Origin of the sequence: Paraburkholderia caffeinilytica (genome assembly GCF_003368325.1) — a bacterium.
Lineage (GTDB): Bacteria > Pseudomonadota > Gammaproteobacteria > Burkholderiales > Burkholderiaceae > Paraburkholderia > Paraburkholderia caffeinilytica.
Genome location: NZ_CP031468.1, coordinates 120039 through 133365 on the forward strand (window position 1 = coordinate 120039; position 13327 = coordinate 133365).

At 55.2% G+C, this 13327-nt stretch carries 11 protein-coding genes; 2 read left to right on the plus strand and 9 right to left on the minus strand.

The window, feature by feature from the left end; all coding sequences use genetic code 11:
• Positions 1–47 precede the first annotated feature (47 nt).
• The 4 genes from DSC91_RS37055 to DSC91_RS37070 form a co-directional block, all read right to left on the minus strand.
• A complete protein-coding gene (locus DSC91_RS37055) occupies positions 48–1211 on the minus strand; it encodes a porin (RefSeq protein WP_115783754.1) in 1164 nt (387 codons plus the stop codon).
• Positions 1212–1273: 62 nt separating this feature from the next.
• Positions 1274–2596 carry an MFS transporter gene (locus tag DSC91_RS37060; protein WP_115783755.1) on the minus strand — a complete coding sequence of 441 codons (1323 nt, stop codon included), beginning with the start codon at positions 2594–2596 and terminating at the stop codon, positions 1274–1276.
• A 102-nt stretch (positions 2597–2698) separates the two neighbouring features.
• Complete coding sequence (locus DSC91_RS37065) at positions 2699–3361, minus strand: RraA family protein (protein ID WP_115783756.1); 663 nt, start codon at positions 3359–3361, stop codon at positions 2699–2701.
• A 13-nt stretch (positions 3362–3374) separates the two neighbouring features.
• On the minus strand, positions 3375–4175 hold the full coding sequence (locus tag DSC91_RS37070; protein WP_115783757.1) for a carbon-nitrogen hydrolase family protein: 801 nt from the start codon (positions 4173–4175) through the stop codon (positions 3375–3377).
• 212 nt (positions 4176–4387) lie between these two features.
• On the opposite strand from DSC91_RS37070, the gene DSC91_RS37075 reads away from it, so the two are divergent.
• Entirely contained in the window at positions 4388–5305 is a 918-nt protein-coding gene (locus tag DSC91_RS37075) for a LysR family transcriptional regulator (RefSeq protein ID WP_115783758.1), read from the plus strand.
• 99 nt (positions 5306–5404) lie between these two features.
• Here DSC91_RS37075 and DSC91_RS38440 read toward each other — a convergent pair whose 3' ends face one another.
• The 4 genes from DSC91_RS38440 to DSC91_RS37090 form a co-directional block, all read right to left on the minus strand.
• Positions 5405–5722 carry a hypothetical protein gene (locus DSC91_RS38440; RefSeq protein ID WP_229758342.1) on the minus strand — a complete coding sequence of 106 codons (318 nt, stop codon included), beginning with the start codon at positions 5720–5722 and terminating at the stop codon, positions 5405–5407.
• The gene (locus DSC91_RS38445) at positions 5661–5813 is read right to left on the minus strand and encodes an IS4/Tn5 family transposase DNA-binding protein (RefSeq protein ID WP_229758341.1); all 153 of its coding nucleotides are present in this window, start codon (positions 5811–5813) and stop codon (positions 5661–5663) included. Before DSC91_RS38445 ends, DSC91_RS38440 begins: the two co-directional genes overlap by 62 nt.
• Positions 5814–6463: 650 nt before the next feature.
• Positions 6464–7609, minus strand: a complete 1146-nt coding sequence (locus DSC91_RS37085) for a porin (RefSeq protein ID WP_115783759.1) — start codon at positions 7607–7609, stop codon at positions 6464–6466.
• Between the two features lie 392 nt (positions 7610–8001).
• A complete protein-coding gene (locus tag DSC91_RS37090) occupies positions 8002–9141 on the minus strand; it encodes a branched-chain amino acid ABC transporter substrate-binding protein (RefSeq protein WP_115783760.1) in 1140 nt (379 codons plus the stop codon).
• A gap of 903 nt (positions 9142–10044) precedes the next feature.
• On the opposite strand from DSC91_RS37090, the gene DSC91_RS37095 reads away from it, so the two are divergent.
• Positions 10045–10785 carry a FadR/GntR family transcriptional regulator gene (locus DSC91_RS37095; RefSeq protein WP_115783761.1) on the plus strand — a complete coding sequence of 247 codons (741 nt, stop codon included), beginning with the start codon at positions 10045–10047 and terminating at the stop codon, positions 10783–10785.
• Between the two features lie 432 nt (positions 10786–11217).
• Here the strand turns inward: DSC91_RS37095 and DSC91_RS37100 are convergent, their stop codons facing one another.
• Positions 11218–12618 (minus strand): amino acid permease, encoded by a 1401-nt coding sequence (locus DSC91_RS37100; protein WP_115783762.1) that lies wholly within the window; start codon positions 12616–12618, stop codon positions 11218–11220.
• Positions 12619–13327 lie beyond the last annotated feature (709 nt).

Sequence of the window (13327 nt, forward strand, 5' to 3'; positions counted from 1 at the left end):
CCCACTGAGTAAAAGGAAGATGGTGTTAGTCCAACTCGTGCGGCACGTCAGAACTTGTGGTTGATGCCGGCGCGCAAGAAAAGCTGATGACTGGACCTCGAGGCAGTCAGTCCGTTGATGGACGCAACCGCCGTGGTACCCGTCGAATCGATACCGCTCGCGTCCTGCGCAACGGCCAGAAGATACGCATCTGTCCGTTTCGAAAGGAAGTAGTCGAGCATGGCGTTCACCTGGTGATAATGCGCACGCTCTGCCTTTGTGAAATCGTACGATGCGTCCACCATCAGGGACGGCGTGATGTACTGCATCACGCTGACCTCGAGGTTATGAAACTTCACACTCCCGGCGTTCGGCGTCGACGACGTAGTGACGATGTCGGCGAAACTGGTATACGTGTACATCGCACCGAGAGTCGTTCCCTTAAACGTGTATTTGGTGGCAGTACCGAACACCGAATAGGTCCGCGCCGATGCATATCCACGATAAACCGGGCTCGTGACCGGATTGAGATAGGTTGTACCTGTGACGGGCGTCACGGTGCCGCCATAAGCTGCTGTCGCGGGATTTTTGACGTTTAGATACGCGGCGTTCAGGGTGAATCCGCCCGCGGTGTACCCGCCGCCCGTGCTGAAGATTCTGTTTTTCGTCGTACTGCCCGCCACTCCTCCCGGCGCGATCAGGCCGTTGAACGTGAAGCCGTTCAGATTCGGACTTGCATACTTGAAGGCGTTGTTTTCACGAAAGGCATCGTTCACGTTGTCGTAGTCTCCCGGGTGCGCGCCAGGGTAGCCCGCCCACTGATCAGAGGTCGCCAGCGCACCCAAGTAGTTCGCAACCGAGTCGTACTGACGGCCTGCCGTGAACGTTCCGTAACGGCTGCTGAGGCCGACGAACGCCTGTCTTCCGAACATCAGGCCGCCCTGGCCGAGTGCACCTGAAAAACCATCGAAGCCATTTTCGAGCGTGAAGATCGCGGCCATGCCCCCATCCAGATCCTCGCGGCCCGTGAAACCCACCCGACTCCCCCATTTGACGCTACTGAGCGCTTGATAGGAAGCCTTGCCGCCGCGGTTGCTCGTGTAGTCGACACCATTGTCGATACTGCCGTACAAGATGACACTGCTTTGAGCAAAAACTGACGTATTGGCAATACCCGCAGACACCAGAACGGCAAGCGCGGCTTGCCTGAAAGCGAGATTCGATAAGCGCATTATATTTTGGATTCCTAATTACTTGTGAAGCATTCATTCTTCTAAGATTTTTTCCACGACGGCTACACGCGCATTCGTGGCAGTCGCAATGCGAGGAAGCCACCGATCAGCAGGCAGAGCGCGATGAGATAGAGCCCCCCCGAGATGTGATGAGTCGCATCCCGAATAATGCCCAGCACGAACGGGCTGATGTAACTTGGCACGCTCGAGATAGAATTGATCAACGCGATACCGACCACGGCCGCTTCACTTTTCAGAATCGACGTGGCAGATGACCAGAAGACGCCGAAGCACGACAAAATGCCAAGGTACGACAAGGCAAGCCCCGCGACTGCCACGACCAGCGAGTGTGCGAAGAACGCGCATACGAACAGGCCCAATGCGCCAGCGACGGAACCCATTGCGTAGTGCCATCTGCATTCTCCCCTCCTATCGGATGAATATCCGACCGCGATCATGCCTATGCCGGCGACTAGGTAGGGGATGGCCGTCACCAGCCCGTTCGTGACGAGATCGGTTACGCCCAGGTCCATTACGATCTGCGGAAGCCAGAACGAGAAGCCAGCGTTGCCCACGATCAGGAAAAGGTAGATGAACGTAAGCAACCAGAAAACACGCGAGCGAACCGCTGCACCGATGCCATTGGACATCCCGTGCGGCACCTGCACTTGCGCATCGACACGTATGGCGACCAGGGACCTCTCCTCGGCCGACAGCCAGCGCGCGTCTTTCGGCCGATTGTCCAGATAGAAATACGCCCAAATCCCGACCAGAACGGACGGAATACCTTCGAGCAAAAACATCCATTGCCAGCCACGCAGTTCGTGCGTGCCGTTGAACGTCCGCATGACGAAGCCCGACAGAGGCGCACCAATGATTCCTGACACCGGGATTGCCGCCATGAAGATCGCGATCATGCGGGCCCGCATGTCGGCCGGGAACCAGTATGTCAGGTAGAGAATGACGCCCGGCACCAAGCCGGCTTCAGCGACACCGAGAAGAAACCGCATGAGGTAGAAACTGGTGGACGAGTGAATGAACATCATGCCGGTGGACAACGCTCCCCAGAGGATCATGATCCGGCTAATCGTCACGCGTGCGCCAAAGCGATTCAGCATCACGTTGCTGGGCACTTCAAAGCACAAATACCCGATGAAGAATATCCCTGCGCCCAAGCCATAAACCCGATCGGAGAAGCCCAGATCTGCGCCAAACTGCAGCTTCGCGTAGCCGATGTTCACCCGGTCCAAATACGAAAGGACATACACCAGGAAAAGGAAAGGCATGATCCGAAGCGCGATCTTCTTGAAGATGCGGGCTTCATTCTCTGAAGAACTTACGCAACGAAGTCCGGCAGCAAGTGAACTCAATTTCGAATCAGACATTTTCCCGCCTAGATGCAGATGAATGGGAATGAGCGTCGTGCAATGCGTCGATGGTTACCGCCACTGGGCCACGGGAGCGATCGGGTGGTGGTGTTTCTTGGGCTAGCCTCTACGCGTATCGACGAGGGCGGTGGCTCCGGAGATATCGGGAAGCCGCTCGCCCTTTGCAAGCCGTTCCAGAAGCAACAGTTCCGCCTGCTGCATATCGAGCGCCATGCGGCCGATCTGCGCAGCGCGCCCCGCTTCGAGCACCACGACCCCGCTTTCATCGGCGAGAATGGCGTCTCCCGGATTCACGGACTGCCCGCCTACGCTGATCGGCACGTTGAAGGCGCCTTCGAGGCCAAGGATCTTCGTGGTGATCGGCGATGGTCCACGGCACCACACGGGCATTTCGCAGCGCCGGATTTCCGAGAAATCGGTCGCGACTCCATCGATCACGGCGCCCGCGACACCTGCGCGCTTCGCAGTATTGGTCACGACGCCGCCCCAACAGGCGTGCCGCGTATCCCCGCAACGCTCGATAACGACAAAATCTCCTGGGCGTAGATGCGGCAGGATGTAATGCAGCAAGGTCGAGTCAGCCCCCGGGATTCGCAGAGTAACAGCCGTCCCCGCGACACGACGCTCGGGCAACACCGCGCGGATCGCCGGATCGACGAAGCCACTGTGTTGCACGTGCCCAATCGTAGCCGTTTCAGCTTGCGCCAATAATTGGAGGGTTTCGGTATCAATTTGACGAGGCAGATCTTTCAGGATGAACATGGTGGCTGCCTCTTCACAGTACGTGGTGGCTGGCAACGGGGACATTGCGGCGAACGCTCGCGGTATAGTCATCGTCGAGCGTTGCGACGATGAATCCCACGCGGTCCGATGCCTGTGCAACCACGCTGCCCCAAGGATCGATCACCATGCTGTGACCCCAGCACGCTTTCGTGCCGTTGCCATGCGTGAAGACCTGACCGCAAGCCACAAAATAGGTTTGCGTCTCGATAGCGCGAGCACGCGACAACACTTCCCAGTGGTCCTTGCCCGTTTGCAGGGTGAAGGCGGCCGGCAGCACGATGATGTCGCATCCTTCGTCGCGCAGCTTTCTAAACAGCTCCGGAAAACGGATGTCGTAGCAGATCGCGCAGCCGACTTTCTGACCGTCGACTTCATAGGTCACGATTTCCGTACCGCGCCCGACCCGCGACGACTCGAGATAGGTGATACCGCCCGGAACTTCGACGTCGAACAGATGGATCTTCCGGTATTTTGCGATGACCTCACCGGTCGGGCCGAAGACAGCGGTGGTGTTGTATCGGGCGGCGCCCTCGCTTTCAACCACGCTTCCTGCGTGGAGCGTGACCTTCAGTTCCCGCGCCAGCGCGGAGAAGCGGTGGAAAATGCCCCCTTGCGGAAACGGCTCGCCGCTTTCCCGTTGGAGGGAATCGCTTGCGCTCAGGCAGGCGAAGTATTCAGGCAGCACGATCAGTGTTGCTCCGTCCGCGGCCGCGGCACGCACCAGGCGCTCAGCTTCTGCGCAATTGGCGTCCTTGTCGTCTTGTGAATTCATTTGGATTGCAGCAATTTTCATGGCGGTTCTCTGTTGGGATGATGTGTTGCTATCCTCCCGCCTTTGATCTTCCCCGTAAAACGAGAAAATCTATTCAAATTCTCAAATTTTTCCGATCAGTGCCCCACGGTACAATCTAAAAAGTGCCGAGTCGGACGTTTTCGGGGTACGCGAGCAGACCGGACGTGCGTGCCTTAACCCTTTATTGATCACTTGCTTAATTTTGGCGTGTCATGAACCTGCGTTTTCTCGAAACCTTCGTTTGGGCGGCCCGCCTTAATAGCTTTCGTTTAGCGGCAGAGAAATTGAACCTGAGCCAGGCGACGATTTCAGCTCGAATAGCGGCACTGGAACAAGAGCTGGGCATAAAGCTGTTCCAAAGAAGCGGTAGGGACACGAGCCTGACAGTGCAAGGTGAACGCGCGCTCACGGGCGCCGACGAACTACTAAGAGCCGCTGCCAAGTTTCGGCTCCAATTGAATGGACTTGAACACGCACGGGGAACGATTCGAATTGGCGTGATCGACGCAATCGCGTTCACGCTCCTTCCGCTGATCGTGGACCGATTGAATACGACCTACCCAAACGTCAATTTCGAGTTACATGCTGATACGAGCATCAACCTCGCACGGCAACTGACAGAGAGCAAGCTGCATCTGGCCTTGCTCATGGGTCCGGTTCACGGAACAGACATTGTCAGTCGCCCCATGTTCAACCTGTCTGCAACCTGGATCGCGGGTCCATCCTTTCCTAACGCAGAAACGCCGATCGATCTAGACGTTCTGGTCAGCCATCCCATCATTTCATTTCCAAAAGGCTCCGACCCGCATGAAACAATGCGAGGCTATTTTCGCCGAGACGTCTTCCAGGCAATGCGTGTTTATACGTCCAATTCCGTTGCCACAATTGTCAAGCTGGTCAGCGATGGATTGGGGGTGGCAGTTCTCCCGGAAGCAATCGTGAAAGACGAGATAACGAGCGGCAAGCTCCTGAAGCTCGACGTGATCCAACCATTTCCCGCGTTCGCTTTCCATCTTGCGTATGTCGACGCGCCGGAGACTTCGCTACCCGGACTCATTGCCGACCTAGTCAGCGCTGCAGCACATGACTACTGTCGGCAGGAAACTTCTCGAGTTGCTTGGGTTCCGTGAGTCGCCAGGTGCCACTCTTTTTTCATCGCTCTGTCGTAACACGGCGCGTAACCGCAGGGGCCCGCTCGCCGAACTTCTCTTCGGGGCGCACCCAGGTCTTCATCCCAAGCACGCTAACGGCAAGCCCCTCGGCGTGATCGCCAGCAGGCTGGGCATCATGAAGCCTTGCTCATGGTTGCCGGTGCCGCGACCCAAACGCTCAGTCGCTTGCAGATGAGACAGGTTGAACTCCGTTGTGTCCTGAACCGCCAGCACGATCGGCACCTGCCTCATGCGATCGAGCGTTTGCGCAATATGGGGCGCGAGGATGCCGTCCTTGTCGACCTGCGTATTATCGAAGAAACAGTAGGCTGGCTTAAGCGATTGTGGAAACCAACCGTTGCGGACTGCACGCGAGTCGGCGAGCCAGCGCAACAAGGCGCTGCGCCAGGCGTGCATCACCCAGATTCGCCTCCCCGAATTCGGCACTTGCCCAGTCACCCGTCTCGTTCTCGTTGACGAATTGCAACTGCCGTTGCGAACAGAATGGGCCGAAATCAACATCGACGCAGACTGTTTACAAGCGATCATCCATCACGCCGCTCACGAAGATGTGGGGCCTTATTGCAGCCGATACAGTCACTGCGGATCCCTATGAAATCCGCTGACTCGCCCCTCATTGGCGTCACGAGCTAAGGGCTCTTATGCACATTCAGGTTTAGCGAGTTCAGGTCCAACCTGTCTAGTCATCACATTCGACTGCCGACGCAACCTTTCGACGTGCCATCCTGTGTAAAACGTAAACTCCCTACGCAGCGCTAAACCGTTCAGGCTTTGCGCGTGGTCGCGGATCGCCTTATCGCCCGTCGTAGGAGCACTTTCGACGAAGAGCTTGGGATCCTGGTCCCACTCAGCCTCAGTGACGACCTATTACGGCCGGATCGGCCAGATGGCATCCAGATGACCATGCATGTGAGAAGGGACATCGAAATGGACCGAGTAGTGATCATATAGTTCTCACAGCGCGGCGGCGGCACATCGCGATGCTGCCGCCGCGACCCCTACGGGATTCGCATCCTCCTTGGAACTCGCCAATGTCGGACCCGAAAGCAAGCCCATGGCTTGTGCCGGCGCTTGGATTCGTCGCAGCCTTGTAGCCCAAAGGGCACCACTCTTTGATCAGAACCTGTGACGGATACCTAGGCTGGCGATTTCCTGCGAGCGCGACCCCGATGGGTAGTCGTAGTCGGCCACCGTGGCTGTCGCGCCGGTGCCGGACGCACGCTGATATGCACCGACAACATAAACGTCCGTACGTTTGGACACACTATAGTCAGCGCCGAGCGAAACCTGGTTGTACGAAGCCGACGGTCCGTTCCCCGAAGCATGAGTGAATGTGTAACCCAGGCCCAGCAGCGTAGCCGCCGTCAGTTGATAGCTCACAAAACCTGCACCAACGTCGTAGTGCTCGGTGAAGCTGAACGTCGAGAATGCATCAGGCTTGTACTGGGCATTGCTATACCGCAAACCAGCAGTGAACGGGCCGCTCACGTACTGGCCTGCAATTGAGACGATGCGGATTGACATCGCCGATTGGTACGGCAGGTTAATCGAATTGAACGTACCGTCCGACGTTGCACCGGCACTCCAGCTCCCATTCCGAGACGCTGCCGAGCCCGCATTGTCCATGCGAAGGTAACCTGCGGCGAGGCTAAAAGGGCCATTAGAGTAGCTAGCCGCTCCCGACCATGTCTGCCCCGATCCAGTTGAACCTGCAACCCCGCCGAACGCATACATGGCTTCGACCTGGAAGCCCGCGTATGTTTGCGACGTGTACTTGACTGCATTGTTTGTACGCGAGCTGTTATCGTTGTTATCGACATCGCTAGGCGTCGAAAATGTAGAGCCCCAGTAGTTGTCAGCGGTGAATTGCTGAACTTGGTCAACGACCGGGTCGTACTGGCGGCCAACGGTCACGGTGCCCCAATGGTCACTCGCGAGCCCAACGAACGCCTGGCGACCGAACTGGCGACCGCCTTGATTGAGCCTACCTGTGTTCGGGTTGAACCCGCTCTCCAACTGGAAAATTGCCCTTAAGCCACCACCAAGGTCTTCTGCGCCTTTGAGTCCCCACCGCGGGCCCTGCAGGTTGCCACCCGCCATACCAATAAAGTTCGCGTCGCTGCCTTTGTTGTCAGTCGTGTTGTGCACGAATTGCAACGAATCGTCGATCACACCATACAACGCGACACTGCTCTGGCCATATGCCGTATTGATGGCACAGACAAGCGCAAACGGAATGACCGACAGTCTGATATTTATCATTTTCATCTCCAAACAATAATTTTTTATATATTTAAATTGGCACTAATCGTATATAGTACTTCTAACAAATTAGCGATTATCGTATTACATACATAAACCTAATTATCTTTTTTAACTAATATCTATAGCAGGCTTCATTATGAATACACCACAGCCCGACAACCTTTCAGTTGTCAAGTGATTCGCACTAGTCACTCCATCGCCCAAGATTTGCTGTGAAAGCGGCCAGAATGGCAGCTTGATCGTCTTGTTTCTAAGTCGCGTCGTTAGTTGAAGTCCCTACCTGACTGACATCCGAAACGGCTGGTCTAGCCCTCCGTAAGTCGACATGCGTTCGCCAAAGATAGTTGTCTAAGGCGCACATGGGACTTCGACTGTGTGTCACGAATAAGTTACATGCGAATTTCGTCGAGCAACGTCTTTTTTCCGTTTTTATAATTGAATATTGAGACTACTCCGTGGAGCAAGTCACCCCTCGGATCAAACGCAATCGGACCGGTAACGCCCTTATAATCAGTACCTTGCATAGCTGCGAGGATTTTTTCCGGATTTGTCGAATCAGCGCTTTTCATGGCTTTGACTACGACGTTCACGGCGTCGTAGGAGTAAGGGGCATATGAGACAACCGGTATACCGAAGCGCTTCTGATACTTTGCCGCAAATTCAGCGCCACCAGACATTTTTCCAAGTGAGATTCCAGGCGACGAGCAGATGACGTTATCCGTTGCGGGACCCGCTAACTCGGACAAGGCCTCCGTACATACTCCGTCTCCGGCCAGAACCCTTGCATGCATGCCTAGCTGCCTCGCTTGCTTGGCGAAGGCCCCCCCTGTCGCATCCATCCCACCGAACATAATTGCATCGGGGTTTTCGCCTTTAATTTTTGTCAGAATTGCACGGAAGTCGATCGCTTTGTCGTTGGTCGCGTCACGTGAAACGATCTTCAGTCCCAGCGATTGAGCGGCGTTTTCGAATTCCCGAGCCAGCCCTTGTCCATACGCAGTTGCATCGTCGACGATCGCGACGGTCTTCAACTTCAATGTGGTCGCCGCATACTTCGCAAGCGCTGGTCCTTGCTGCGCATCGGTGGCAACCACTCGGTAGGTCGTCTTGAAGCCTTGTTGCGTGTAGGTAGGATTTGTTGCGGACGGCGAAATCTGGACGATATGGGCGTCGCTGTAGATCTTCGATGCGGGAATCGATGTGCCCGACGTTCCATGGCCGACAATCGCGACTACGTGTTCGTCAACTAGCTTCTGCGCGACCTGCGTTGCGATACGCGGATCACCCGCATCGTCCTGTGAGTCAAGACGAAGCAAAACCTTTTTGCCTTGAATCACGAGACCTTTACTATTGATCTCCTCTACTGCCATGAGCGCGCCATTTTCCTGATCCTTCCCCAAGTGGGCGATGCTACCGGTTGTGGGCGCGACGTTCCCGATCAGAACGACTTCGTCACTCCACGCGGGATTAGAAATCACAACACTAATCACCACAGATGCGAGTTGATACTTGTTTCTAGAAATACTCATTCCAATTTTCTCCAAAGATTGGGGAAACTACGGTACAACAATGAAATTTGGGTACACCTTGCGATGACCTCAGAGGATGTAAGTCACCCAGACCAAGTGCAGCCCACTTGTGACTCGCCTAGAATCGCGCCTCAGAGGCTCAGAAAATCTCGCGCGACCCCGAGAACCTCCCGAATCGCCGCTTTTCAGCGAGACGGAGAACAGCGTCGCGCGCTCCTACTGATGCGGGACGGAGCCAAACATTCAACTAACGTTTTCTTGATTCCCGTATTCTCGTCTGGTGCCTAATCTGTAAGCTGGACTACCAGTGACACCTATACTTCAAGTCTCAGTCCGGAATTGCGTGTGGAACACTCCCCCAGCCAACACCGCCTTTCCCGCTCGGTTTCACTGTGCAAGAGCTCTGACATGAAAACCACACGTTGATTGCGGAGACCTCGCCTCCCAAAAATCTGAAACAGCAATACGCGGTGGAGTCAGACTAAATTTTTCATCTTCTTGTTTCGTTATACTAATAAAATTGATGGAGAGTTTTTTGAACAGGCCAGAATGAGTGCCTCAAACGCAGACCGCTGTTGAATTCAATTGCATAGCGCCCATGTCGCCATAATCTGGCGCGTATCGGGATGGGAGCAGACGTTCGCGCAGACACCGCACTGCAGCGCGAGCGCCTTGGGCATCCTCGCACTCTGCTCTGACCTGCCAGCGGAACCGAAGGGTGTCATTGCAAGCCTCATCTGTAACCATCATCTTTGGCGCCGTGTTGAGTCGCGGTCTCGCGGAGGTAGAAGCAAACGAGCCGGAAACCAGCACGCGCGATTGTCGTATATCATCCAGCCCTGCTTTCTGTATCATGAACGTAGCATTGCTGTCCTATGTTTAAAACTCTAACATTTAAAGCTTATGGTTCAACAACTTTTTGTGTCGGGACTTACCCCGATCAGCGGGTTGAGCGCGCCCGAGGCAATCGTGCGCCGACTCACTGAGGCGATCATCGCGGGCGAGTTGAAGGCGGGCGACCAACTGCCACGCGAGGACGAGTTGGCCCGGGTGCTGCGAGTCGCACCGATGACGCTACGCAACGCGCTTGCGTCACTTAGAGAGATGGGCCTATTGGTCACGACTCGTGGGCGATACGGCGGCACCTTTGTCGCGAGTGACATCGGGGAGAAACTACGGAAAGCCGCCAAGTCCAACATAATGACCAAGCAGGAACTACGTAGCCTGACGGACTGGCGTCGAGCAATTTCCGGGGAAGCATGCTATCTCGCTGCGGAGCGCGGAAATCAACGAGACTTTTCAAACATACAATCCGCTGCCGAAGAATTCTCCAAATGCTCATCGGACGTCTCTCTCCGGCGACTGGCAGACGCTCGCTTGCATACACTGATTGCAGAGGCGTCCAAGTCGGCAGATCTGGTGCGCCAAGAGATCCATATTCAGGAGCAACTTAACTCCATTATCCTACCGCTGACCACTCCCTCGCTTGTAGGAAACACTCGCTCCATGCATCATGATTCCCTCGTTTCAGCCATCGTCGAGAGGGACGCCGACGGTGCAAGGCGGGAACTTATCGCCCACGTCGAATCGACGTTCGACTGGTGTGTCAGCTTGATGATGTCGAGGCAGACCACCAACAATTGACGCTACCACGTGACGCAGATGACCCATCTCGGTGCGCCAGGCAGCAGGCGCGGCAACACCGCCCCTGTCGCCTGCAATGCCCGGGTTCAACCGTTTAATGAGAAGACAGCGTAGCGTGTAGCTTCAGCGCTTCCGCTTGCAAACCATTGCTTCCGCGCACACGCGTCCAATCGCACCGAGCAGCAATACCTTTGTTTGGCAGGTCCGGCATCCTTCTGCACGACAGGGCGCTGCCGAACTCAATTCCGTCGGAGATTGCCGGCACGTGCAGTTGACAAAGCGCTGACCGAGATCGTCGGTGGCTACGGAGCCATGTGCACGACCACTTCTCGAATGCGAAGCCAGCAAAGCTCGCCATTCACGGACGGGACGCTCCCCCAATCACGCACTGAGTCTACCAATTCGACGATGAGATGTTTGTTCAGTAGAAGTCTAACGACTTCGCTTCCATCGATAAGAAGCCCAGACGAATATGAACCAAAGCGGCGAGACGAGAAGCGCAGCGCGCGTGTCAGCTCTAATCGCGAGCAAGCACAATACAAGAAGAAGAAAAACGAGTGTAACCACAGCGGCAGCTGCACCGCCAGGGCTGCGGAAGCGTGACAGACGGTGAACGTCCGGACATTTTCGCGTGTAGGAGATGTAAGCGGCGAGAATCATTGACCAGGTGAAGATCACGAGAATCGCTGAGACGGTCGAAACTAGGGTGAAGACGGTCATCACCTCGGGGATGATGACCAGAAGCAACAATCCCACAAGCATGCACATACCTGAGAAAATCAGGCTAAAAACCGGCACGCCGTTCGAAGATAGTCGGCCGAACGCTACTGGCGCGTTCTTCCACGCCGCCAGACCAAATAGCATTCGACTACCAGAATAGACGCCGCTATTTGCGGATGAGGCTGCGGAGGTCAAGACGACGAAGTTAATGATACTTGCAGCGGCAGGAAAACCTGCGAGTTTGAACAGCTCGACAAATGGACTGCGAGTGGATGGAACGTATTGCCAAGACACAACGCTGATGATGCACACCAGCGACAGGACGTAAAATAAAAGGATCCGCGCTGGGATCGTATTGATCGCCTTCGGCAGAGTCTTTTCGGGGTCTTTGGCCTCTGCTGCTGTCGTTCCGATTAGCTCGGTGCCAGCAAATGAGAAAATGGCAATCTGGAATCCAGCAAAGAACCCGGTAATGCCGTGCGGAAATATTGTGCCGGGGGCCGCCATATGCGAAAACGAGGCGACGACACCGTTCGGCGAAGTGAATGACGTTGCGATCATTACAAGTGCAGTAGTGACCAGCGCCACAATCGCCACGATTTTTACGATCGCCAACCAGAACTCCACTTCGCCAAATATCCTTACCGCCATCATGTTCAGTGCAAGAAGAAGCGCCATCGTGAAAAGAGCTGGCAACCACGCAGGCACACTCGGAAACCAATACTGGACGTAGCCAGCGACCACAACGACGTCGCCGATCACTGCCACACTCCAGCTCAACCAATAGGACCAGCTCAGTACGTAACCGGCGCGAGGCCCAAGATAGATGCCAACAATATCCGCGAATGACCGAACCCGCGAATCGGACAGCAGGAGCTCGCCCATCGCTCGCATCACAAAAAACAGGAAAAATCCGATGATTGCATAGACGAGAACAATCGATGTTCCTGCGAGCTCGATTACCTTACCGGAGCCCATAAACAGCCCTGTACCAATCGCACCTCCAATTGAAATAAGCTGCACATGTCGATTATCGAGTTTGCGCTCAAGGCTTTGGCGATCAACCTCATACAAATCAGTTGTACTATCATTGCGTGTAACACTAGTGTCCATCACATGTCTCTGTATTTCGTAAAACGTTAAATGTATTGGCAGATCATTTCTATACTGAATTGTCGATACTGCTATGTGAGGTTCGAGAGAAATGAGGTCGAAGGTCTGCCTGTCCGTATCGTGCTCTGGCCACCGTCTCGCTTGTTTGTCCAAGCAAAAACAACGACGACACACATCCGTCCTGCCGGAGTACCACGACTAATCCGGACGTTTTGGTTCTCGATGGCACCAGGTCGGCCACACCCTTGCCCGCCAGAGATTTTTGGCCGCGTACCTCCCTGACGGCGCATCCTCTCCGTACCACCGTACGGCGTCCTCAAGCTGACGCCCACGCAGGAAACAATCTGCTGTTCACTGTGAATTGCCCAGGGCCATCAACACGCGTGGCGCCGTTCGAGGATAAGATAGTCCGTACGTTTCTCCAGTGGTATCGCGTTATGCGTCGATCTTATCGACTGGTCGCCGGTAGTCTTCCATGGCGTCGCAACCAGTCGAGTTGGATCAGGCAGACACGACCCGTGCTCCCTCGATCTTTCTCGACCCCTTCCGTCGCTCAGATAGGTTAAGCACGGGTTCTCTCGCTCGAACTGAGCGTCAATATATTGACATCCAATCGGAGGACCAGTCAGGCTGTCCAAAATCCGACATCGATGCAAATAATCTCCAGAATGAGTACAGTGAGTATCGACGACTGCTACTTGCGATCGCT

What these genes read in the sequence shown, in the direction of transcription:
- DSC91_RS37055 (WP_115783754.1), bottom strand. Translation starts at nt 1,211, where the DNA reads ATGCGCTTATCGAATCTCGCTTTCAGGCAAGCCGCGCTTGCCGTTCTG.
- DSC91_RS37060 (WP_115783755.1), bottom strand. Translation starts at nt 2,596, where the DNA reads ATGTCTGATTCGAAATTGAGTTCACTTGCTGCCGGACTTCGTTGCGTA.
- DSC91_RS37065 (WP_115783756.1), bottom strand. Translation starts at nt 3,361, where the DNA reads ATGTTCATCCTGAAAGATCTGCCTCGTCAAATTGATACCGAAACCCTC.
- DSC91_RS37070 (WP_115783757.1), bottom strand. Translation starts at nt 4,175, where the DNA reads ATGAAAATTGCTGCAATCCAAATGAATTCACAAGACGACAAGGACGCC.
- DSC91_RS37075 (WP_115783758.1), top strand. Translation starts at nt 4,388, where the DNA reads ATGAACCTGCGTTTTCTCGAAACCTTCGTTTGGGCGGCCCGCCTTAAT.
- DSC91_RS37085 (WP_115783759.1), bottom strand. Translation starts at nt 7,609, where the DNA reads ATGATAAATATCAGACTGTCGGTCATTCCGTTTGCGCTTGTCTGTGCC.
- DSC91_RS37090 (WP_115783760.1), bottom strand. Translation starts at nt 9,141, where the DNA reads ATGAGTATTTCTAGAAACAAGTATCAACTCGCATCTGTGGTGATTAGT.
- DSC91_RS37095 (WP_115783761.1), top strand. Translation starts at nt 10,045, where the DNA reads ATGGTTCAACAACTTTTTGTGTCGGGACTTACCCCGATCAGCGGGTTG.
- DSC91_RS37100 (WP_115783762.1), bottom strand. Translation starts at nt 12,618, where the DNA reads ATGGACACTAGTGTTACACGCAATGATAGTACAACTGATTTGTATGAG.